This is a genomic window from Mycobacterium asiaticum (assembly GCF_001668675.1).
Lineage (GTDB): Bacteria > Actinomycetota > Actinomycetes > Mycobacteriales > Mycobacteriaceae > Mycobacterium > Mycobacterium asiaticum_D.
Window position 1 is genome coordinate 28,892 of sequence record NZ_LZKQ01000234.1, and the last position, 22,437, is coordinate 51,328.

Annotated in this window: 15 protein-coding genes; 9 read left to right on the forward strand and 6 right to left on the reverse strand. The window is 65.7% G+C overall.

Features of this window, described 5'->3' with window-relative positions; translation table 11 throughout:
- The first annotated feature begins 1 nt into the window (after position 1).
- On the forward strand, positions 2–277 hold the full coding sequence (locus A9X01_RS20470; RefSeq protein ID WP_065122514.1) for a DUF2537 domain-containing protein: 276 nt from the start codon (positions 2–4) through the stop codon (positions 275–277).
- Here the strand turns inward: A9X01_RS20470 and sepH are convergent.
- Positions 274–1,068, reverse strand: coding sequence for a septation protein SepH (gene sepH, locus A9X01_RS20475; RefSeq protein WP_065122499.1), 795 nt, complete (start codon positions 1,066–1,068; stop codon positions 274–276). The two genes, A9X01_RS20470 and sepH, sit on opposite strands and share 4 nt — an antisense overlap.
- 120 nt (positions 1,069–1,188) lie before the next feature.
- Positions 1,189–2,307 (reverse strand): phosphoserine transaminase, encoded by a 1,119-nt coding sequence (serC, locus tag A9X01_RS20480; protein ID WP_065122500.1) that lies wholly within the window; start codon positions 2,305–2,307, stop codon positions 1,189–1,191.
- A 183-nt stretch (positions 2,308–2,490) separates the two neighbouring features.
- Here serC and A9X01_RS20485 point away from each other — a divergent pair, with 183 nt between their 5' ends.
- Both A9X01_RS20485 and A9X01_RS20490 read left to right on the forward strand, forming a co-directional pair.
- A complete protein-coding gene (locus A9X01_RS20485; RefSeq protein ID WP_065122501.1) occupies positions 2,491–3,516 on the forward strand; it encodes an AurF N-oxygenase family protein in 1,026 nt (341 codons plus the stop codon).
- 40 nt (positions 3,517–3,556) lie between these two features.
- Complete coding sequence (locus A9X01_RS20490) at positions 3,557–5,251, forward strand: 4Fe-4S binding protein (protein WP_065122502.1); 1,695 nt, start codon at positions 3,557–3,559, stop codon at positions 5,249–5,251.
- Here the strand turns inward: A9X01_RS20490 and A9X01_RS20495 are convergent.
- Positions 5,248–5,703 carry a VOC family protein gene (locus A9X01_RS20495; protein ID WP_065122515.1) on the reverse strand — a complete coding sequence of 152 codons (456 nt, stop codon included), beginning with the start codon at positions 5,701–5,703 and terminating at the stop codon, positions 5,248–5,250. The genes A9X01_RS20490 and A9X01_RS20495 overlap by 4 nt on opposite strands.
- Positions 5,704–5,953: 250 nt before the next feature.
- On the opposite strand from A9X01_RS20495, the gene A9X01_RS20500 reads away from it, so the two are divergent.
- Positions 5,954–6,565, forward strand: a complete 612-nt coding sequence (locus A9X01_RS20500; RefSeq protein ID WP_065122503.1) for a TetR/AcrR family transcriptional regulator — start codon at positions 5,954–5,956, stop codon at positions 6,563–6,565.
- Positions 6,562–7,308 (forward strand): sterol desaturase family protein, encoded by a 747-nt coding sequence (locus A9X01_RS20505; RefSeq protein ID WP_065122504.1) that lies wholly within the window; start codon positions 6,562–6,564, stop codon positions 7,306–7,308. The genes A9X01_RS20500 and A9X01_RS20505 overlap by 4 nt, the downstream gene beginning before the upstream one ends.
- Here A9X01_RS20505 and A9X01_RS20510 read toward each other — a convergent pair.
- A complete protein-coding gene (locus A9X01_RS20510) occupies positions 7,295–8,416 on the reverse strand; it encodes a citrate synthase 2 (protein ID WP_065122505.1) in 1,122 nt (373 codons plus the stop codon). The genes A9X01_RS20505 and A9X01_RS20510 overlap by 14 nt on opposite strands.
- 106 nt (positions 8,417–8,522) lie before the next feature.
- Between A9X01_RS20510 and pdxH the strand changes: the two genes are divergently transcribed.
- Together pdxH and A9X01_RS20520 are read left to right on the forward strand one after the other, a co-directional pair.
- Positions 8,523–9,149, forward strand: a complete 627-nt coding sequence (gene pdxH, locus A9X01_RS20515; RefSeq protein ID WP_065122506.1) for a pyridoxamine 5'-phosphate oxidase — start codon at positions 8,523–8,525, stop codon at positions 9,147–9,149.
- Between the two features lie 38 nt (positions 9,150–9,187).
- Positions 9,188–10,462 (forward strand): MFS transporter, encoded by a 1,275-nt coding sequence (locus A9X01_RS20520; RefSeq protein ID WP_065122507.1) that lies wholly within the window; start codon positions 9,188–9,190, stop codon positions 10,460–10,462.
- Here the strand turns inward: A9X01_RS20520 and A9X01_RS20525 are convergent.
- Positions 10,440–17,135, reverse strand: a complete 6,696-nt coding sequence (locus tag A9X01_RS20525; protein WP_081282506.1) for an ATP-binding protein — start codon at positions 17,133–17,135, stop codon at positions 10,440–10,442. The genes A9X01_RS20520 and A9X01_RS20525 overlap by 23 nt on opposite strands.
- Before the next feature lie 215 nt (positions 17,136–17,350).
- Between A9X01_RS20525 and A9X01_RS20530 the strand changes: the two genes are divergently transcribed.
- Both A9X01_RS20530 and A9X01_RS20535 read left to right on the forward strand, forming a co-directional pair.
- The gene (locus A9X01_RS20530) at positions 17,351–17,848 is read left to right on the forward strand and encodes a PE family protein (RefSeq protein WP_065122509.1); all 498 of its coding nucleotides are present in this window, start codon (positions 17,351–17,353) and stop codon (positions 17,846–17,848) included.
- Positions 17,849–17,910: 62 nt separating this feature from the next.
- On the forward strand, positions 17,911–20,550 hold the full coding sequence (locus tag A9X01_RS20535; RefSeq protein ID WP_065122510.1) for a helix-turn-helix transcriptional regulator: 2,640 nt from the start codon (positions 17,911–17,913) through the stop codon (positions 20,548–20,550).
- 48 nt (positions 20,551–20,598) lie between these two features.
- Here A9X01_RS20535 and A9X01_RS20540 read toward each other — a convergent pair whose 3' ends face one another.
- Entirely contained in the window at positions 20,599–22,071 is a 1,473-nt protein-coding gene (locus A9X01_RS20540; protein ID WP_065122511.1) for a PE domain-containing protein, read from the reverse strand.
- Positions 22,072–22,437: the final 366 nt, after the last annotated feature.

The following is a 22,437-nucleotide window of genomic DNA, read 5'->3' on the forward strand; positions in this document are numbered from 1 at the left end:
GGTGAACGACGAGTCCGTCCCTTGGGCAACGGGTTTGGCCGTGGCCGGCTTCGTCGCCGCGGTCACCGGCGCGGCGATCGTGGTGTTGAGCCTCGGCCTGATCCGGGTTCACCCGCTGCTGGCGGTGGGCCTCAACGTCGTGGCGGTCGGGGGGCTGGCGCCGACGTTCTGGGGCTGGCGACGCAAATTGGTGCTGCGGTGGTTTGTGCTGGGCGCCGGGGTCGGTGTCGCCGGGGCATGGCTGGCCCTGCTCGCAATGACGCTGGTGGGTGGCTAGCGCTGACCGCTTGAGCGCACGCCGAGCAGCACGTCCTCCCACGCGGGGATGGCCGGCTTGCCGCGCCGGCTGGCCGGCTGCTCGGGCTGGGCCGGTGGCGGGGTGGGAGCGGCCGGTGCCGGGGGTTCGGCCGGGGGTGCCGGTTCGGCGACCGCGTCCGGAGTTTCGAAGGCCAGCCGTGCCACCGGCGCCAGTTGCCTGGGCTTGAAGTCAGGGTCGATCAGCTCGCTGGCGGCGTCGTCGATCGCGGTGACCGTGCCGCCGTGCGCGCCCGGGGTGAACCGGAAATGCGCGACGTTGTCCGAGCGTCCGGCCTGCCATCCCAGCTGCACCGTCCACCGGCTGTCCTCGTTGCGCCAGGCGTCCCAGCTGAGCTTGTCGCCGCTCAGGCCGCGTGCCACCAGCGCCGCGGTGACCGTTTCCAGCAGGGTCAGCACCGCCGGACCGTCCGCCAGGACGGGGTGCGCGGCGGTCGCGAGCTCGGCAGCCCGGAAGCGTTCGAGCAGTACCGGGTTGGCGAACCGCTGGATGCGGGCCACATCCGAGCCCGATGCGGCGGCCACCTGTTCGACCGAAGCGCCGGCCCGGATCTTGGCTTGGATCTCTTTCGGGCTGAGCATGTTCGTGACGACGATGTCCAGCGCCGGTTGCTCCGGCGGGATCGGCTCGCCGGCCAGCACGGCCCGCAACCGTTCGTCGTTCGGTAACCGGAACTTCTCGGCAGAACTGGCACCCTCGCAGAGGACGTATTTGCCGTCGGGGTCGAGCCCAACCACTTTGAGTTCCCGCATGGCTTCTCCTCGCAGGCTCCGAGCAATCAGCGCCGGACCCGTTACGTGCGCACTTTAATGCAGCAAACCCCCGCAACCCGTGCTGACACGCTGGATGGTTGCGGGCTGATAACGGGCCGGTTAAAGCCGCTCGACCACCCAGTCGATGCACTCGATGAGCGCGCTGATGTCATCGGGGTCGACGGCCGGGAACATCGCGATCCGCAACTGGTTGCGGCCCAGCTTGCGGTAGGGCTCGGTGTCGACGATGCCGTTTGCCCGCAGCGTCTTGGCGACGGCGCCGGCATCGACGTCGTCGACGAAGTCGATGGTGCCCACAACCTGCGAGCGCAGTGCCGGGTCGGCGACGAACGGGGTGGTGTAGGACCGCTCCTCGGCCCACGAATACAACCGCTGCGACGAATCCGCCGTCCGCTTGACCGCCCAATCCAGGCCACCGTTGCTGAGCAGCCAGTCGACCTGCTCGGCCATCAGCGCCAGCGTCGCGATCGCCGGCGTGTTGTAGGTCTGGTTCTTCACGCTGTTCTCGATCGCGATCGGCAGCGACAAGAAATCCGGAACCCAGCGCCCAGACGCCGCGATGGCCTCGACGCGAGCCAGCGCCGCCGGGCTCATGACGGCCAGCCACAGCCCGCCGTCACTGGCGAAGTTCTTCTGCGGGGCGAAGTAGTAGGCGTCGACGTCGGTGATGTCGACCGGCAAGCCGCCCGCGCCCGATGTGGCGTCGATGACGACCAACGCATCACCGGAGTTGGCGGGGCGCCGCACTGGCACGGCGACCCCAGTCGACGTCTCGTTGTGCGCCCAAGCGATCACGTCGACCGATGGGTCTGACTGCGGTTCGGGCGCGCTGCCCGGGTCCGCCTTGACGATGATCGGGTCGCCGACGAAGGGGTTCTTGGCGACGCCCGAAGCGAACTTCGAGCTGAATTCGCCGTAGGTCAGGTGCAGCGATCGCTTGTCGATCAAGCCGAAGGCGGCCGCGTCCCAGAAGGCGGTCGCGCCGCCGTTGCCCAGTACCACCTCGTAGCCGTCCGGCGCCGAAAACAGCTCAGCCAGCCCCGAGCGAACCCGTCCTACCAGGTTCTTTACCGGCGCTTGCCGATGTGAGGTGCCGAACAGTTCGGCGGCGCTGGTGGTCAGCGCCTGCAGCTGTTCGGGTCGGACCTTCGAGGGGCCGCAGCCGAAGCGGCCATCGCGAGGTTTCAGGTCGGCGGGGATCTGGAGCTGGTCAGCCATGGTGATCAGGGTAGTGAGCCAGGCTGCGCGCCAGCTGAACGGGCCGGTGCTGTGACGTGGGCCACACTCGTCGCATGGATGCTGCGCAGGCCACAGCCGCGGCCGGAGGTCTAGATAATTCCCAGTACCGCCGGTACCGTATTTCTCAACCGTCCGATGTACACCTCACTGGGGAGGCTCTGAATGGCCAGGACGCGCATGGTTCGCCGGTGGCGCCGCAACATGGAAGTGCGGGACGACACCGAATACGTGGAGATGCTCGCCACGCTGTCTGAGGGGTCGGTGCGGCGCAATTTCAACCCCTACACCGACATCGACTGGGATGCACCGGAGTTCGCGGTCACCGACGATGATCCCCGGTGGATCCTGCCGGCGACCGACCCGCTGGGCCGGCACCCGTGGTACCAGGCGCAACCGGACGAGAAAAAGATCAGGATCGGGATGTGGCGGCAGGCCAACGTCGCCAAGGTCGGGCTGCATTTCGAGTCCATTCTGATCCGCGGACTGATGAATTACACCTTCTGGGTGCCCAACGGGTCGCCGGAGTACCGGTACTGCCTGCACGAATCGGTCGAAGAGTGCAACCACACCATGATGTTCCAGGAGATGGTGAACCGGGTGGGGGCCGACGTGCCGGGGATGCCGCGGCGGCTGCGCTGGGTCTCGCCGCTGGTTCCGCTGGTGGCCGGGCCGTTGCCGGTGGCATTCTTCATCGGTGTGCTCGCCGGTGAGGAGCCGATTGACCACACTCAGAAACAGGTTCTGCGCGAAGGCAAGTCGCTGCACCCGATTATGGAGCGGGTCATGGCCATTCACGTTGCCGAGGAAGCGCGACACATCTCCTTTGCCCATGAGTTCCTTCGGAAGCGGTTGCCGCACTTGACCAAATGGCAGCGGTTCTGGGTTTCGCTGTACTTCCCACTGACGATGCGGAGCTTGTGCAACGCGATCCTGATCCCGCCCAAGGCTTTCTGGGACGAGTTCGACATCCCACGCTCAGTGAAGAAGGAGCTCTTCTTCCGGTCGCCGGAATCACGAAAGTGGCTGCGCGACATGTTTTCCGACGTCCGCATGCTGGCCTACGACACCGGGCTGATGGAGAACCGCTCGGCTCGGCTGATGTGGCGCCTCTGCAAGATCAACGGCAAGCCGTCGCGCTACCGCAGCGAGCCGCAGCGCCAGCACCTGGCTCCGGTTACCGCGGCGTAACGTCAATCGGCCCCTGGCGGGCCTTGAAGGGTTAGTTCACATGCCGCACGTGATAACTCAGTCGTGCTGCAATGACGGGTCCTGCGTCTTCGCATGTCCGGTCAATTGCATCCATCCGTCACCGGACGAACCGGGCTATGCCACATCGGAGATGCTGTACATCGACCCTGAGGCGTGCGTGGACTGCGGCGCGTGTGTGAGCGCCTGCCCCGTCGGCGCGATCGTTCCCGACAGCCGACTGGACATCCGGCAGCTGCCCTTCGTCGAGATCAATGCGTCATTCTACCCGGAGCGGCCGGCCGGTGTGAAGCTGCCGCCGACATCAAAACTCGCGCCGGTGATCCCGGCCGCGGAGCTGCGCCCGCACCGGCATCCGCTGACGGTGGCGATTGTCGGCTCGGGCCCGGCGGCGATGTATGCCGCCGACGAGCTGCTCATTCAGCACGGTGTGCGGGTCAATGTCTTCGAAAAGTTGCCCACGCCTTACGGTTTGGTGCGTTCGGGGGTGGCTCCGGACCACCAGCACACCAAGAAGGTCATCCGGCTGTTCGATCGGGTGACCGGCCACCGCCGGTTCCGGTTCTACCTCAACGTCGAGGTCGGCAAGCACGTGACGCACGCCGAACTGTTGGCTCATCATCATGCCGTGCTGTACGCGGTCGGCGCCCCCGACGACCGGCGGCTCGAAGTCGACGGCATGGGCATGCCGGGCACTGGTACGGCCACCGAGCTGGTCGCCTGGATCAACGGTCACCCCGACTACGCCGGGCTGGCGGTCGATCTGAGTCACGAGCGGGTCGTGGTCATCGGCAACGGAAACGTCGCTCTCGATGTTGCGCGCGTGCTGACCGCCGACCCGGATGCTCTGGCGCGCACCGACATTGCCGATCACGCCCTCAAAGCATTCCGCAAGTCGGCGGTAGGTGAGGTGGTGATCGCCGCCCGCCGTGGTCCGGCCCACGCGGCCTTCACCTTGCCCGAGTTGATCGGGCTGACGGGTGCCGCCGACGTGGTGCTGGATCCCGAAGATCACCAACGCGTGCGTCGGGACCTGGCGACGGTGTCGGACCCGTTGTGCAAGAAGAAGCTGGAGATCCTCAGCACGCTGGGCGACGGTTCGGCGCCGGTGACGCGGCCACGCATCCGGCTGGCCTTCGAATTGACTCCGCAGCGTGTGCTGGGTGGGCAGCGGGCCGGCGGGGTGGAGTTCTCGGTCACCGGCACCGACGAGCTGCACCGGATCGACGCCGGCCTGGTGCTGACCTCGATCGGCTACCGCGGCAAAGCTATTGGTGATCTACCGTTCGACGAGTCGGCAGCCGTCGTCCCCAACGACGGCGGTCGCGTCATCAACCCTGGCAGCGGCGAACCGGTCACCGGAACCTACGTCGCCGGCTGGATCAAACGCGGGCCGACCGGTTTCATCGGCACCAACAAGTCGTGCTCCTTCGAGACCGTTCAAGCGCTGGTGGCCGACTTCAACGCGGGCAAACTGACCGACCCGGCGGCCGAGCCTGCGGCGTTGGCCGAATTGATCGCCGCCCGCCAGCCCAATGTCGTGGATTCCGCGGGCTGGCGCGCCATCGATTCCGCCGAAGTTGCGCGCGGCGGTATCGACGGCCGCCCACGCAACAAGTTCACCGACACCACCGAGATGCTCGCCGTCGCGGCCACCGCCCCGCAGGCGCCGACCAAGGGACGACGCCTGCTGGCGCGGCTGCGTGAGCTGGTCTAGCCGGCCTGGGCGGACATCGCCTCTCGCAATTCCTCCATGCTGACCTCCCGCACCGGCTGACCCAACGACCAGTTGTGTCCGAATGGATCGGCAAGCACGCCGTAGCGGTCACCCCAGAACTGGTCCTCCAGGGGCATGACCACCGTGGCTCCCGCATCGATCGCCCGTTGGAACTTGGTCTCGACGTCGGTGACGGTGAGGTGGATGGTGACCGGTGTGCCCCCGAGCGCCTTCGGCGTCATCGACCGGCCGCCGCACGTCTCGGGGAAGTCGTCGTTGAGCATGACCGTGGAGCCGTTGATCTGCAGCGCAGCATGGATAAGCCGACCGTCCGGGCCGGGCACCCGGCCCAACTCGACTGCGTCGAACGCCTTGACGTAGAAGTCGATCGCAGCCGCGGCATTGTCGACCACGAGGTGCGGGGACAGTGCAGGTTCGACGTTGATGGCCATCATCTACTCCTCTGTTGTTGGTAGTGCCCGCCCAGGGCTCACGAGTACTGACTGGGGCCGGCCGCATTTCTCATCGCGGGCCGGCACTCGGTCGTACACCAGGACGGTAGACCCACCTACCGACAGGCGGCAGATCACTCACCTCAGCGGGCATTGTGCAACGAGATAGCTGCTGATACAGTCGTCGCAACTAGAGACGAGACAGCTGTCTCACCAGCCGTCTCGAGTCACTGACCGTGAAGGAGTTCGCGTGGGCGGGACGACGCTGACGATTCACCGCACGCTGGACGCGCGCCAGCGCGATGTGCGTGAGCGACTGCTGGAGGCGGCACGCCAGCTGATCCGCGAACACGGTCACGAGGTGGTGCGGATGGAGCAGGTCGCCGGGGCCGCCGGCGTATCCAGGGCCACCACCTATCGCTATTTCGCCTCGAAGGAACACGTGGTCTGCGAAGCGGCCCTGGCCTGGGGGCAGCAGGTTGCCCAGCGCATTCCGCAGGCGATCGCATCAGCGGAACCGACGGCGGCGATCGACGTGGCCATCGAGCAGGTGGTCCGGGAAGCAGCATCGGATCTGGCGATGGTCCGCGCCACCATGGCCTCGGTCCTTGCCCAGGGCCCAGTCGCCGAGCAGTTCCGCATGGGTGTGCGTCAGATGTTTCTGGACCTCGTCGGCGGTGCCGTCGACGACGCGCCGCCCTCGTTGTCCCTCGACCCGGCGCTGACGGTGCTGGGTCGGGTTTTCTTCGCCGATCTGGCGTTGCTCGGAGTCGGCGACATCACCGTCGAACAATGCATCACCGAGCTTCGGCTGGCTGCGTCGCGCCTGCTGCCGTCCCGGGACCACCAGGAGGAACAATGAATCAAACAGCGCTGCAACCGGTTTGGGACTGGCTGCGGGATACCCTCGGGGTGGGATTTTTCGAATTCCCATTATATTTCCTGCCCGTCGTCGTCGCGGTCGTCCTGGTGACCGGAGTCATCTACTCGATCTTCGACGTCGCTGTCTATCAACGGATCTCGGCAAGAGCGGCTACCAAACTCGGTCTGCGCATCATGTCGACATATGTCGGTGCCGCGGTCTTGTTCTTTTTGCTGCACCGTGTGCTTCGACCATGGGTGGCCGAGGTTCCCACCGCGGCACCCACCTTGGTCGCCTTCGTCGCTCAGCTGGTCTGCTTCATGGTTATCGGTGAGTTCCTGACCTACTGGTGGCACCGGCTGGAGCACGGCAGCCGCTGGGTTTTCCAGAAGGTGCACTTCATGCATCATCGCGTCCACTCGCCACTGACCATCTGGACCAACTTCGTCGTGCATCCCGTCGAGGGTTTGATGGTGATGCTGTGCCTCTACGTTCCGCCGTTGGTCGTCGGGGCACACCCGCTGGTGGTGGTCGCGTACGCGGTGTTGAACACGACGGCGATGGTGATCACGCACAGCGGGTACGACATGAAGCTCTACCCACGCTGGCTGCTGCCGGCCGCGTCCGGTCACGAACTGCACCACTCCGAGAAGCGGCCCACAAACCTATCGGTGGTAATGACCTACGGCGACAGACTGTTTGGCACCTATAAGCGGCCGATGGCGGTGGTTACGCAGAAGTGACCACGTGGTCCCAGCCCGAAACGGACTCCGGGCTGCGCGGACCTGGGCCGACGTAGATCGCCGATGGGCGCACCAGCTTGCCGAGGCGCTTCTGTTCCAGGATGTGTGCACACCATCCGGCGGTGCGTCCACAGGTGAACATGGCCGGCATCATGCTGGCCGGCACTCCGGCGAAGTCCAGGATGACCGCGGCCCAGAACTCGACGTTGGTCTCGATCGCGCGGTCCGGACGCCGCTCCCGCAACTCGGCCAGGGCGGCCTGCTCGACGGCGGCAGCGACCTCGTAGCGCGGCGCGCCCAGCCGCTTGGCGGTCGCCCGCAGGACCCGGGCGCGCGGGTCTTCGGCGCGATAGACCCGGTGCCCGAAGCCCATCAGCTTTTCTTTGCGGTCCAAGATGCCCTTGACCAGGCCGCGGGCATCGTCGGTGCGCTCGACTTCTTCGATCATCGGCAGCACACGTGCCGGAGCCCCGCCGTGCAGCGGGCCGCTCATCGCCCCGATCGCCCCGGACAGGGCCGCGGCCACGTCGGCTCCGGTCGAGGCGATCACCCGCGCGGTGAAGGTCGAGGCGTTCATCCCGTGCTCGGCCGCCGACACCCAGTAGGCGTCGATCGCCTCGATGTGCTTGGGGTCCGGCTCACCCTTCCAGCGCGTCATGAAACGTGCTGTCACGGTGGGGCACTCATCGATCATGCGCTGCGGGACGGCGGGCTGGTAGATGCCGCGTCCGGACTGCGCGACATAGGACAGCGCCATCACCGAAGCCCGGGCGAGTTGGTCGCGGGCAGTGGGTTCGTTGGTGTCCAACAACGGCTTGTAGCCCCAGATGGGTGCCAGCATGGCCAGGCCGGCTTGCACATCGACTCGCACATCGCCGGTGTGGATCGGCAGCGGGAACGGCTCGGCGGGCGGCAAACCGCGACCGAAATCACCGTCAACCAAAAGCGCCCACACATCGCCGAACGTGACGCCGCGACCTACCAGGTCCTCGATGTCGACGCCCCGATAGCGCAGCGCACCGCCGTCCTTGTCGGGCTCGGCAATCTTGGTGGTGAACGCCACCACGCCTTCCAGGCCTGGGACAAAATCCTCCGGGACCACAGTCATGGGCAGATTGTTGCACCCGGCCCTGGGCCGTCTGCTACCGGCCGGTAACCGACCGCCGAGTAACCTAGGGACGGTGACGGGACCTGACGCGCGGCACCTGGCCGGGATGCGGGTCGAGTACGGATCCGCCGAGAAAGACGGTAGCCCCGACCTCGACGCGGACTGGCTCGCCGATGGCTGGCTTGCGCTGTTCCGGGCCTGGATGGCCGACGCCGAGCGGGCGGGCATCGCCGAACCCAACGCCATGGTGCTGGCCACCGTCGCAGAAGGCAGACCCGTCAGCCGCTCGGTGTTGTGCAAGAACGCGGACGAAACCGGCATCACGTTCTTCACCAACTACGACTCGGCCAAGGGGCTCGAGTTGGCGGCGACGCCGTACGCGGCGGTCACCTTTCCGTGGTACCTGCTCGGCCGCCAGATACATATCCGGGGACCGGTTAGCCGGGTCGATCGTCAGGTCACCAAGGATTACTGGTCCAAGCGCCCGCGGGGCTCGCAGCTGGGTGCCTGGGCGTCACACCAGTCCCGGCCGATCGCCTCACGCGCGGCGCTACTCGAGCAACTGGCCGAGGTGACCGCTCGCTTCGCCGACTCCGAGCAGGTGCCGGTGCCGCCGAACTGGGGCGGCTATCTGATCGCCCCCGAGGTCGTGGAATTCTGGCAGGGCCGGGAAGACCGGGTGCACAACCGGATTCGGGTGATCGGCGGCCAGGTAGAGCGCCTGCAGCCCTGACCCTCGGGTCGCCCCGCCAGCCACTACGCTCGTCCGGGATGTCTCTCTTCGCGGATACCACTCCGCTGCGCACACCCGATTTTCGCAGGCTCTGGGTCGCCGGCATCCCGACCGTCATCGGTGCCAATCTGACGATCTTCGCGGTTCCCGTGCAGATCTACGCGCTGACCCAGAACTCGGGCTATGTCGGTCTGGCGGGGTTGTTCTCGCTGGTTCCGCTGGTGGTGTTCGGCCTGCTGGGCGGCGCCTGGGCGGACGCGATGGATCGGCGGTCGCTGTTGATCGTCGCCTCCTGCGGGCTGGCGCTGGCGTCCTTGCTGTTGTGGTTGCAGGCCGTGCTGGCGGTGAACGACGTGTGGGTGGTGCTGTGCCTGCTGGCGGTTCAGCAGGCGTTCTTCGCCGTCAACTCACCTGCGCGCTCCGCGGCGATCCCGCGCATGGTGCCCGGCGAGCAACTGCCGGCCGCTAACGCGCTGAACATGACCGTGGGCCAGTTCGGTGCGATCGCCGGCCCGCTGCTGGCCGGTGTGCTGCTGAACTGGGTGGACCTGTCCACGCTGTACCTGCTCGACGCGCTGACATGCCTGTTGCCGATCTGGGCGACCGTACGGCTGACCCCGATGCCTGCGGTGGAGTCGGACGAGGGCAGACGATGGGGGATCGGTGCGGTGCTGGAGGGCTTCCGCTACCTGGCCGGCAACACGGTGGTGTTGATGTCGTTCGTCGTCGATCTGATCGCGATGATTCTGGGCATGCCGCGGGCGTTGTTCCCCCAGATGGCGCACCAGAGCTTCGGTGGTCCGATCGAAGGTGGCTCAGCGATGGCGCTGTTGTCGGCGGCCATCGCCGTCGGCGCGGTGGCCGGCGGGGTGTTCTCCGGGTGGCTCCCGAGGATCCGGCGGCAGGGCCTGACCATCGTCGTCGCGATCTTGGCCTGGGGTCTGGCGATGGTGGGTTTTGGACTGGTCAGCGGGATGGCGCACGGTCGGGCCGGGCCAATGCTGTGGATTGCATTGGCGTTTCTGGCATTTGGTGGCGCGGCGGACATGGTGTCCGCGGCGTTCCGGTCCACCATCTTGCAGACGGCAGCCTCCGACGACGTCATCGGACGGTTGCAAGGCGTATTCGCCGTGGTGGTGGGCGGCGGTCCCCGGCTGGCCGACACGCTGCATGGTGCCGCCGCTGCCGTCGTCGGTACCTCGGCGGCCGCGGCCGGCGGTGGAGTGCTGGTCGTGATCGGGGTGGTGGTGGCGGCGCTTATTGCGCCGGCCTTCATCCGGTATCGGGGACCTAGCTCGCCTGCCGAGCCGTGAGCTCGTCGAAGCGGGTGAGCGCTGCATCGAGGTCTGCCTCGTCGAAGATCTCGCAGCGATCGATCCGCCCCGCTTCGATCGTGAGGAGGTTGATGACGTGCCATTCGGCGTCGACGCCGTCTGGCGAGCTCCCCAGCGCGCTATAGGTAACGATCGCCCCGAGGTCGCAGAGGTGATGCACCGCCTCTATGCGCATGACGAGGTCTGGCGTGACGTCCCAGATGCCGCGGACGGCTGCCGGCAGATCAGCGGCTTCAATGATCGCGAATTTGCGGTGGTCGACCATTGTCCAGTCCGCCGCGGGACTTTCGCGCCGGTTGAAGTCGGTGCACTCCCGTGCAATTAACGACCACGTGTGCGCGTGGGTGGCCGCTTCGCCTGCCAGGTACCGCGCGTCGAGTTCCGCGAACGCGGCGTCCATGTCGTCGGGATCGAATATTGCGAGCGCGGTGATTCGGTCGTCGTCGTTGCTTTCGACTATGTGCAGAAGATCGGTGCGGAAGGCCGCGGGTGCCTGATCGCGGCCCGACATGCGGGAACGGCTAAGCGCGAGGTGGTTTCCGCGGGTTGCGATAAGCGTTGTCGCCATATTCGTAACGCCGACATCGGCAGAGGCCCGTCCATTGCCGGGGTCGGTGTAACCAGACATTAAGTGCCGCATGACAACATCTCGACCACGGTCGCCTTCGGCGCCCACGACATGACGGCGATCGTCGGTGCGGATGTCTTCGGCGAGTAGGTCTGTCATGGCAACCCAATCACGGGTCATGAAGCAGGTGCGGAACCGCTCGGCCAACCCGCTGGCGGCATTGTCCAGCCGCACTGTTCGAGAGTGCAATTCGTCGAATCTCGTGAGAGCGGCGTCTAGGTCTGCCTCGTCGAACAACTCGAAACGATTGACCATTTCACCGTCGACCATTGAAACGACAACTCCTCGCCACTCGCCCTCGAAGCCGTCGTGCGAAGTTCCCTGGGCTGTATAGGAGACCACTGCGCCGAGATTGCTCAGCCGATGCACGGTCTCGATGTAGGGCCGAACGTGTTGATCGAGATCCCACCCGGCACGCATGTACGCGACCATCTCCCCGGCCGCGAACGCTGTCACCCGGCGATGGTCAACCGCCACAAGATCGTCTGCCAGAGAGGGGAGTTCGTCGAGCCCGATAGATGCATAACTTCCCACGATGACCCGCCAGGTGTCGGCATAAGGTGCCGCCTCGCCGGCCAGGTACCGGCTTTCGAGTTCCGCCAAAGCCGTGCCGAAGTCGTCGGCATTGAACGCTACCTGCGCCGCAACACGCCCGTCGGCGTCGACCTCGGCGACGATCAGCATCTCAACGCTGAATTCTCCCTGCCGCGGATCGCGGTTGGGAGAAGAGATCCGGGTAAGGACGAGGCGTTCGCCACGAGTGGCAATCACGTCCGTGGTCGTCGGCGCCCCCTCCGCCAATGCCTTCAGGTTCGCGATCACGGCATCGCGGCCCGCCCACAGGCCGGAATTCATGAGGTCATGACGATCGTCGATGAAGCTGTCATCGGTCAGCATCTCACCGATCGCGGTCCAATCGCGATGCCGGAAATGTGTCAAGAAACGGTCAATTGCCATGCTTGCCGCGTTTGTCAGGCTCCGCACCCCATGGTCGACCTGATCGAACGTGGCCAGCGCGACGTCGAGGTCTGCCTCATCGAAGATCTCGAGGTGTTTGACGCGGTCGCCATCGATGATCTGCAGGTCGACACTGCGCCACTCGGCACCAAAGCCCTGAGATGAAATGCCGTGAGCCGCATGGGTACACACCGCACCCTGGTCCGTAAGGCGGTGTACGGCTTCGATGTATAGTCGGCTGTACGTCAGGTGGGCCAGTCCGGAACTCAGGTACGGGATCAGGTCGCCGGGTGCAAACGCCGCCGCCCCCCGGCGGTGGTCGACGCTGACGCAGTCTGTCATGGTCGGAGGTGTCTCGCCCCGGTTGAGCGCGGCTGGGCCGGCGATGATCACCGCCCACGTGCGTGCGTGGCTGGCGGCTTCGCCCGACAGATACCGGCGATCGAGTTCGGCGACTGCGGCATCGAAATCCTCGAGGTCGAACACCACACGCGCGGTCACTCGTTCGGCGGAATCGACTTCGACGACGTCCAGCACATCTATGCCGAAAGCATCTGCATCCTCGTCGCGGAACGAGGATTGGACGCGATTCATGGCGAGCCTGCCTCCGCGGACTGCCAAGGTGTCGGTAACCATGCTCTTAACGCCAGCCCTGGCCACAACCGAGATTTCTGTCATCACGGCTTCGCGGCCCTGTCGAAATCCCGAGCCCACCACCTTCCGACGGTCATCCTGGATGACGTCGTCGGCCAGCGTCTCGGCGACGGCTGCCCAGTTGTCGGCGACGAAATAAGACGCGACGCGTCGGCTTACTCCGCTCGCTGCGTTCTTCAGTTTCGACGGCGAAGGCTCCCCCAAACGGCTGTGTGCGGCATCGAGTTCGGCGTATGCGGCGTCGATGTCTGCGAGGTCGAATGACACCTCCAGGGTCAGTCGGCCCGCTTCATCTATTCCGTAGACCAGCAGGAACTCGTCAACCGGCGCCCCAGGGCTCACGTCGACAGTCCGCACGGTCAGTCGCGCGAGAGCCAGGTGCTCACCCCGCACGGCCAGCACTTTCTGGTCGAACCGGACATTGCCGTGCTCGAACATGCGCTTTTGCGCATCGGTCCAATCGGAAGCGGCAAGGTCACTTTGCGTGAACCTCAATATCTTTCGTCGGCTCTCGACGACGACGTGGGGTGTGAAGAGTCGGTCGAACTCGTCCCAGTCCGCCCGCTCGACTGCGAGCGCCAGGCGTTTCGCCACCTGCACGCATGCGTTGTCCACGACCTCGCTAGGCGGTTCGGGCACCATCGTTGACGGCGTGACAGCACGTTCGCCGACGAACGTGCGCGCCAACTCCGCCAGTACCGCGGCCCCTTTCTGTTCGTACAGGCTCTCCGCGTGCGCGGCGGCCGCGCGCGCTCCCAAGGCATCGCCGGCGGCGTTCAAAACCGTTGCCAGTCCCAGGCATGCGTCGGCGTGGTCGACCAGCAGGTCGGTGCGCTCGGCGAGGCGGATCGCATCCTCGGCGACCTGACGGGCCTCGTCATGTTCGTGACAGCGTGACAACAAGTGTCCACGCAGCGTGCGCCATGCAATCGAGGGCTTCAATGCGTGGCCCGCGAGACGTTCACTCTCGACGCATAATTCGTCCGCCTCGGCGTCTCGATCGAGCATCAGACAGGTCCGTCCGAGCAGCGCCGCCGTCTCAGCGGTGTCCGCGTCGAGGTGCATTCGCCGAAAGCCGTTGTAGGCCTGACGAAGGTGCGGCTCGGCGCCGGCGGCATTGTCGGCGACGAGCTCGACGATGCCGGCGAACTGCTCGACCTCGAGCAGCGCGTGACGCAGGCCGAGCTCGGTGACCGTGCGCCTGGCCGAATCGATCATCCGCCGGGCCGCGGGCGCGCGACCGCGGAAGGCCTCCAGCACGGCCTGACATCGCGTCGAGGTGGCCTCGACCGAGGGCGAGTCGGTCGTGATTCGCAGCAGCCGTACGACATCGAGGCACCGTCCACCAGCACGCGGCACCGGGTTGGGTCCCCAGAGCGCCGCCAGCGGCGCATTAGCAAGAACCGCGTTCACCCGGCGGTGGTCACGTGCACGCCGCGCCGCTGTCAGCGCCTCATCCAGTGCCGCCTCACAGTCACCGATACGGCCGAGGCGCGCCAGGCATCCGGCGCGGACGGTGTGCGCCTTGGCTTCGCCGGCGGCATCATCCAAACCGGCGAGTTCTTCGGCGGCCGTACTCAGCGCTACCTCGATTTCGTCGAGTCGATCGGGGTGAATCAGCATCGACAGCTCGCCATCGAAACAAGTCGCCCATGCTCGCAATCTGGCCGAATTGACTGTCGCCTGGTGCAATTGGGCGACAGCTCCGGTGGCCGACGTCACGTCGCCCGCGGCGAGCAGCGCCTCACAGCGGGCGACAAGCAATGCCGTGGCTTGACCCGCTCGGTCGGACAACTCGTCGTCGAGATCTCCCAACGCGTGCAGAGCACGGTCGTACAGGTCGGCCGCGCCCTCATAGGCCAGGCGGGCCATCGCCTGGTCTGCGGCGCGACGGCAGTACTCGACGGCCTTGGCCGCGTTGCCGGCCCAGGCGCATTCGAAGTAGTGGTGTGCGAGTTCCGCCAGTAGCTCCTCCTGGGCGCCGCGCAGGGCCTCCAGCGTCGTGGCGATCCGCTGGTGCAACCGCATCCGGCGTACCGACGCGAGCTCGGCCAGCAACGACTGGCGGACGATAGCGTGGTTGAATCGGTAACGGCCACCATGCTCTTCAAGCACCAGTCCCGCTTGGCGCGCCTCGTCGAACGCGTCGATGAGGTCGCTGCCGATCACCTCTTCGACCAATTGCAGCTCGAACCGACTGCCGACGACCGCAGCCGCCGACAGGGCTGTGTTGGCCTCCGGAGAAAGCCGAGAAAGCCGGCGGCTCACCGCCTCTCGCACACCCTGCGGTAGGGTGCTCTGATCCCACACACCGCCGCTTTCATCGACGTGGCGCAAGGCCTCGATCAAAAAGAACGGGTTTCCGCCCGTAACCGAAGCCAACGCGTGCGCAAGTTCTTCGTCGTCGTAGCCGGCCTCGGCGACGTACGCGGTCACATCGTCTGCGTCGAGTCCGTTGAGGTGCACGCGGTCGGCCGTACCGTCACGGTGCAAATCAGCCAGCATCGCCGCCAGGGGGTGGGAGCGGTCCAGATCAGTGCTGCGGTAGGTGCCGACGACCTGCACCCGGGCGCGGTCGCCGAAGCGCAGCAGGTGCCGCAAGAGGAGCAGCGTCGGTTTGGCCGCCCAATGCAGATCATCGAGAACCAGCACGACTTGCGAAGCGGCGGAAGCTATTTCGAGCAGCGCGACGACCGCGTCGAACAACGCGTAGCGTTCGGTGTCCGGATCCGCGCGGGCAGGTGAAGCCAAATCCGGTACGACGTCCGGCAACCCGGGGACCAGGGGCAGGAGTGCTTCCGCGCCGCGCAACCCTCGCAGCCGGTCCGCGCCGACGCACGGCACCAGGGAACGCAGGGATTCCGCGAAGGGTTGATAGGGCGCCCCGAGGTCCTCGTCGCACCGGCCGTAGAGGACGATCGCGCCCTGTTCATAGGCCCGTTGGGACCATTCACCGGCCAGGCGTGTCTTGCCGACGCCCGGTTCCCCGGCGATGAGGACCGCATGCGTGCCGGCGGTCTGCCCGGCGGAGAGTAGGTGTTCCAGTTCCGGGCCCCGGCCGACGAATGGCCCGGGTCCGATCAATACCGACGGCAGAGCGGGCCGGTCTATCGGCGCCTCGGAAGTGGTTTCCTCGCAGCGATCAAGGTCCAGCCGAAGTTCGAAGACGTGCTCCGGTCGCGCCAGATTGCGTAGTTGACGCATGCCGAGGTCGGTTAGTGCGACGTCCTCTGGCAGTGAGTCGACGACGAGTTCCGCGCTGGCTCCCGAGCACAGAATCTGCCCGCCTTCCGCCAGCGACCGCAATCGGGCGGCGCGGTTGACCGCTCGCCCGAAGTAGTCGCCGTCGCGGAGTTCGACTTCTCCGGTGTGCAACGCGACCCGGATCCGCAGGGGTTCGGCCAGCGCCCACGGCTCGTGGGCGATAGCTTCCTGCAGTTCGATTGCGGCGGCCGCCGCCGCTGACGGGCGGTCGAACACGGAGAACGTCGCATCGCCCTCGCCGCGGGTCTTGATCAAACGTCCGCCGCGTGCGGTGACGACTTGTTCGACCAGTTCATCGTGTCGCGCCAGTGCTAGTGCCATCGCGTCGGGCTCTGCCTCCCAGGCAGCGGTTGACCCTTCGATGTCGGTCAGCAGGAACGTCACCGTTCGCGTCACGGCTGAAGAATGTTGCGCCGCAGGGATTTCCAAGGCGGGATCCTGAGCAACGATCGCTGCCTCGAGGCGCCGGAGGTTGTGCCCGGGGTCGACTCCCAACTCATCGGCCAGCAGCGCGCGCGCTCTCTGGAAGGCGCCTAGTGCCTCGCCCTGCCGCCCGGCACGGTACAGCGCGAGCATCAGCTGCGCCCAACGCCTTTCGCGCAGCGGTGCTTCCGCCACCGCGGCCTCGAGCTCACCGACGATCTCTGCGGCACGACCGGTCGCGAGCAGCGCATCGGCGCGGTCCTCCACCAGTGCGGCGTGGGCCTCGATCCATCGCGTCTTCTCGGCCGTTCCTCGTGGGCTGTCGGGCAGTTCCGGAATTGCGCGCCACAGCGCCACGGCTTCATCAAAGTGGGTAACCGCTTGGCGGATGTCACCGGCGGCGACGGCCTCGCGTCCCTTCCGCGCGGCCGCCCGGTGCCGTACGGCGTCGATCTCGCTGCCCAAAAGGACCCATCCCGCCCCCTCGGTTAACACGAAGCCGTCGCCCAAGATGCGGCGCAACAGGGAGATGTGCGTCTGCAGGGCCTTCGCGGCGGTGCGCGGGGGATTTTCTCCCCAAAGCATCTCGGCGAGCGCTTCAGCCGAAACCACCGAGCCGCCGTGCAGGCCGAGCATGGTGAGGAGGGCCCGCGGCTTGGCACCCGGTATCGAAACGGACGCGCCGCGTTGCCGAACTTGGAGAGGTCCCAAAACCCCCAGTTCCACGTCTTGAAGCGTAACCACGTCCGCAATCGTCGGGGAAAAGATTCAACGCACGGTCAAGGTCGAGTAAAAGTGCCATACTCCCGGGCATAGCGAAATCGGATCGGATTACGTAGGCACTTACTGCAGTCTCATCCTGGGATTCGGGCCACGCTCAAGGTGCCGGCGAGTACTTGCCGGTCTCGCCTGGACAGTGGGGAGGGACGAATGTGTCTCACGTGATAGTTGCGCCCGATGTGGTGGCGGCCGCGGTAGCGGATCTGGAAACCCTGGCCGATACGGTCGACGCGGCCCATCTCGCAACGGCGCCTATGACGCTTACAGTCGCACCGGCGGCCGCCGACGAGGTGTCGGTGAATATCGCGCACCTGTTCTCCGGCCACGCCGAGGACTATTTCGCGACGGCTCAGCGGGCCGCGACGTATCAGGAGCAATTCGCTCAGACTCTGAGTGCAAGCGCGATGACATATGCCAGCGCCGAAAGTGTCAACGGTGCGTTGCTGCAGGGCTTCGAGGCGCTTTTTCACCAGGGACAAAACGCCATTCTCAACGCGTTGGCCGCGTACCTGGTCTGGTCAGAATCCTGGATAAACTTCGTACCCGGCCCCTTGCGAACCTACGTGTATGCCCCCATACTTCTGGCTTTGCTTGCTGCCTTTGGGCATGCGCTATTCTCAGCGATCGTTTTGGAGGCCATCGGGATGATTCCTGGGTAGCGGCCTTTGATCGTTTCGCCGATGTGCCCAGCACGTGAGGTGATCGCCAGTACGCTGCGGACGTGCGCTTGTCGTGGCCACTGGTGAGCCGCTCGAAGGAAATCAACATCATCGAGGCCGCGCTCGCGGCTTCGGACGTTGCCGGAGTCGTTATCTTCGGTGTAGCCGGCGTGGGTAAGAGTCGGATCGCCCGGGACGCTTTAGCGGCGGCCGTCGCCCGAGGCTGCGAAGGCCGATGGGTGGTCGGCACATCGACTGCACGGGCGATACCGCTGGGGGCTTTCACCGCGTGGGCGCCACCGGGGGTGAGCGGCACGCTGCCGCTGCTGCGCGGAGTGATCGACGCGGTGACGGCCGCCCCTCCCGGCGTCACCGTGGTGCTGGCCGTTGACGACGTGCAGCTGCTCGACGACTTGTCCATCTTCGTTTTGCATCAGATCGTGCACCGAGGCGCGGCGAAGGTGATACTCACCGCCCGCGATGGTGAGCCCATCTCGGCTGCAGCGCAGGAGATATGGTCCGGTGGTCAATTCGACCGGTTAGACCTGCAACCGCTGACTCTTGGCCAATCCGGGGACCTCCTTTCGGCCGCCTTGGCCGGCCCAGTGGAACCCAGTGTGAACCAACGGCTTTGGGAACTCACTCGGGGCAACACGTTGTACCTGCGGAACATTGTCGAACAGGCGGTCGCCGACGGCCGACTCGCACAACGACAGGGATATTGGCGGTGGATCGGTGATCCCGAAATGCCTCCGGGCCTGGTCGAGCTGATCGAGTGTCGGATCGGAGCCCTGCCGCCGGGGTTGAGCGATGTCGTCGACGCGGTGGCAGTGGCGGAACCGGTCGAATTGGGTTGTCTGAGACGTCTGGCCGAGCCGGCGGCCATCGAGGAGGCCGACACGCGTGCCTTGATCACGCTCGAGCCATCAGACGGGGGTGTCCAAGTGCGCCTGGCGCATCCGCTGTACGGCGAGGTGCGGCGCCGGCGCGCTGCACCCACCCGCCTGCGCCGGTTGCGTGGTCTCGTCGCTGCCGAGCTGGCGGCCGGCCCCGATCATGACGACATCCACCTCGTGGTGCGACGCGCGACGCTGATGCTTGACTCCGATTTGAACGCGGACGCGGAACTTATGGTGAGGGCGGCACACGGCGCCGTGTGGCTGGCAAACCTCCCCCTTGCGGATCGTCTTGCCGAAGCGGCGGTTCGGGCGGGAGCGGGAGTCGAGGCGAGTTTGATACGCGCACATGCACTGTCGTGGTCGGGGCGGGGGGAGGAGGCCGACTCAGTATTGGCTGCGCTGGATCAAGGATTGTTGACGGAGACCGAGCGTGCCCAGCTTGCGTTCCTTCGGGCCAGCAACCTGCTGTGGGCACTCGGTGATCCCGCAGGCGCCAAGGTGATCATCGACGAGGCGTCGCACATCACCGCGCCGCAGGGCCGTCGCTACATCGACGCGTTTCTCACCGTTTACTGGTTCGCCACCGATCAGCCGGAGCGCGCGGAACAAGCGTCGAAAAGCCTCGTCCTGGAAGAACTTCCAGCCGTCGTCGGCGCCGAGATCGCCTGGGTGCTTGCCACCATCGCCGCCGATGCCGGACGCACCGCAGACGCCGTCGCGGTGGCGGAGTGGGGGTATCGCGCGGTCGCGCGCTCACTTGATCCGCCGCACATGGGTTTCAACATCGCCGATTCACACGTCAGCGCGCTCATGCTGTCCGGGCGCATTGCCGAGGCCTTCGATGTCGCCGCGCAGGTGCGTCGCCAGGCGGGCGACCTGCCAGGGGCGGCTCAGTTGCTCGGCGCCGCGGTCGCAGGTCGCGCTGCCCTGGCCGGCGGGCAGCTGAACGCCGCGAGCGAATGGCTCCAACAGACAGCAGTGGGACTTTCCGCTACGCATGCCCTGGGTTGGGGGTACCGCTATCAGATCGCGCTTGCGATCGCGCTCGGAATGCGTGGCTCCCTGGCCGAGGCAACCGACATCCTAGATGTCATCGATGAGCAGCAACGCCCGTTCCGCTCGCTGGCCTATGAACGGACTCTGGCCCGGGCGTGGGTGTGCGCTGGACAGGGTGCCGTCAGCCAGGCCATCACCATCTTGTCCGACGGTGCGGAAGATGCCCGGGCGAAGGGGCAATTCGCTGCCGAAGTGCTGTGCTTGCAGACCGCTGCGCAGTTCGGCGACCGGTCCGGGACGGCCAGGTTACGCGAGGTCGAATGCGTCGTGGAAGGACCGCGCGCGGGTCTTGCGGCACGCTTCTCAGCTGCTTTGGCCGACGGTGATGGCGCTCAATTGAGTGACATCTCAAAGGCATTCGAGTCGATGGGCGATATCGTCGCAGCCCTTGATGCCGCCGCCCATGCCGCCAATGTGTATCGCAGCCAAGGTTTACGGGGGTCCGCCCTGGGATGCGCGACGCGGGCCGGTGTGCTGGCCGAGCAGTGCGGAGGGATCACGACTCCGGCGCTGCGCCAGGTCAGTGAGCCCGTGCCGTTCACGGATCGCGAACGCGAGATTGTCATGCTGATCGGGGAGGGGCTGTCCAACCGCGCCGTCGCCGAGCGGCTGACCCTTTCTGTCCGCACCGTGGAAAGCCACATTTATCGGGCGATGGCAAAGACCGGAACAACGACGCGCGAGGAGCTCGCGGCGCTGCTACCGCGCCGTGGCGCCTCGCACGGTGGTGTCGGGGTCCCTCATTGAGTTCGGTGCGGCCGCACCGCATCAACGATTGCTCCCTCGGAGTGACGGCTAAAGGCGCCCGATGTTGAACAGACCGGCCACACCAGAGGCCAAGTTGAGGAACCCGGAGGCGAACGCACTGTAATAGCCGATTGGTTTGCCGAGGACCGCCGCGGTGACGGTGGTGTTGAAGAACCCAGACACGCCACCGTTGATGCCTGAGCCGCCGACGGCAAGGTTGGAGATTCCCGAGATGGCGCCGTTGTTCACCCCGCCACCTTTGGCCGTATTGAACAGGCCGGACATTTGCTCCCCGGTGTTCCCGATGCCCGAGACCTGGTTACCCGAGTTGTTGAATCCCGAGTTAGCCAGTCCGGTATTTGTCGACGATCCGATCGCGGTGTTTACGCTGCCCGAGTTCAACCACCCAGTATTTGTGTCGCCCGAGTTCCCGTCTCCGGTGTTGTAGTAGCCGGCATTCCAGGAACCGGAGTTGGCGGAGCCGGCGTTACCCGTGCCGGTGTTGTAACTGCCGGCGTTGGCAAAGCCGGTGTTAACGGAACCGGAATTCCCGGCGCCGGTGTTGAGCACCCCCGCGTTGCCAATGCCGAAGTTGTCTATACCGGAGTTCCCGATGCCAAAGTTGTTGTGCACTCCGGGAAGTTGCGGGTCCGGCATGCCGCTGTTGAAGATGCCGACGTTCCCGGTGCCTGAGTTGAAGAGGCCGATGTTGTTGGTCCCGGAGTTCCCGAAACCGATGTTGCCGTTCCCCGAGTTCAGCAAGCCAAGAAGATTCACGCCCACTTTGTTATCGCCGGTGAGCCCGATCCCGATGTTGTTGTTGCCCGTGTTCCCGAAGCCGAAATTTCCATTGCCGGTATTGCCCGCTCCGGTGTTGAAATTGCCGAAATTTCCACCGCCGTGGTTGCCGACGCCGGTGTTGCCGAGCCCGACGTTATCGTTGCCGGTGTTGCCTATGCCGATGTTGCGATAGCCCGGCTCAAAGATGCCGTTGCCGATGTTGCCGAAGCCGATGTTGTTGCTACCGAAGTTGCCAGAACCTATGTTGCCGCCGCCGTAATTTCCACTGCCAACGTTGCCGTCGCCGGCGTTGCCACCCCCAAAATTCTGACTGCCGATGTTCCCGTTGCCCACATTGCCGTTGCCGGTGTTGCCGCCGCCGAGATTCATCGTGCCCTTGTTCCCGATGCCGAGATTCATCAGCGTCTCCTGCAGGCTGGCGGCGGGCAAAGACCGTGCGGCGGCAGCCTCGACGCCGATGTAGGAATCCACGCCCGCAACCAACGCCCGCACGAACTGTTGATGGAAACCCGCCGCCTGGGCGCTCAGCACCTGATAGGACCTGCCGTGCGCGGAAAACAACCCGGCGATGATCGCCGACACCTCGTCGGCCCCCGCGGCCAGCACTACCGTGGTCGCAGCGGTGACTGCGCTATTAGCTGCCTCGATCGCCGCTTCAAGGGTTGCCAGATTCGATGCGGCCGCGCTGATTAATTCCGGCGCCGCTATCAAGTAGGACATAGGTACCCCCGCTATCGAGGTGACTGGACATCGCCTAATCAGCCTCGCGGGTGGCGGCGTCACCTGTTTAAGTAGCGAGCTACTTAATCGAGTGCCGGCCGGCGCCGTAAGCGAACAGGGCTCCGTCGCCGTTCAGTCAGCTCGACCGTCACTGCGGGCCATCGCATGAAGCGCCAGAAACGCCGCGGTTCTATCTGAGCGTCGGCCGTTGGCGAACGAAGCCCACCTGCGCAACGAATCGGGCTCAAGGTTGCGTCCACCAAAGTGGTGTATCAGTCGGGCCGTGAGTTGAGGACCGGCGTGTCGCAGCCGGCTAGATAAGGGTCATCGCGTGATTCTTCGAGAGACCGTCCAAAGTCACTCGAG

Coding starts and splice junctions, on each gene's coding strand:
- sepH (WP_065122499.1), bottom strand. CDS start 1,068: ATGCGGGAACTCAAAGTGGTTGGGCTCGACCCCGACGGCAAATACGTC.
- serC (WP_065122500.1), bottom strand. CDS start 2,307: ATGGCTGACCAGCTCCAGATCCCCGCCGACCTGAAACCTCGCGATGGC.
- A9X01_RS20485 (WP_065122501.1), top strand. CDS start 2,491: ATGGCCAGGACGCGCATGGTTCGCCGGTGGCGCCGCAACATGGAAGTG.
- A9X01_RS20490 (WP_065122502.1), top strand. CDS start 3,557: ATGCCGCACGTGATAACTCAGTCGTGCTGCAATGACGGGTCCTGCGTC.
- A9X01_RS20495 (WP_065122515.1), bottom strand. CDS start 5,703: ATGGCCATCAACGTCGAACCTGCACTGTCCCCGCACCTCGTGGTCGAC.
- A9X01_RS20505 (WP_065122504.1), top strand. CDS start 6,562: ATGAATCAAACAGCGCTGCAACCGGTTTGGGACTGGCTGCGGGATACC.
- A9X01_RS20510 (WP_065122505.1), bottom strand. CDS start 8,416: ATGACTGTGGTCCCGGAGGATTTTGTCCCAGGCCTGGAAGGCGTGGTG.
- pdxH (WP_065122506.1), top strand. CDS start 8,523: ATGCGGGTCGAGTACGGATCCGCCGAGAAAGACGGTAGCCCCGACCTC.
- A9X01_RS20520 (WP_065122507.1), top strand. CDS start 9,188: ATGTCTCTCTTCGCGGATACCACTCCGCTGCGCACACCCGATTTTCGC.
- A9X01_RS20540 (WP_065122511.1), bottom strand. CDS start 22,071: ATGTCCTACTTGATAGCGGCGCCGGAATTAATCAGCGCGGCCGCATCG.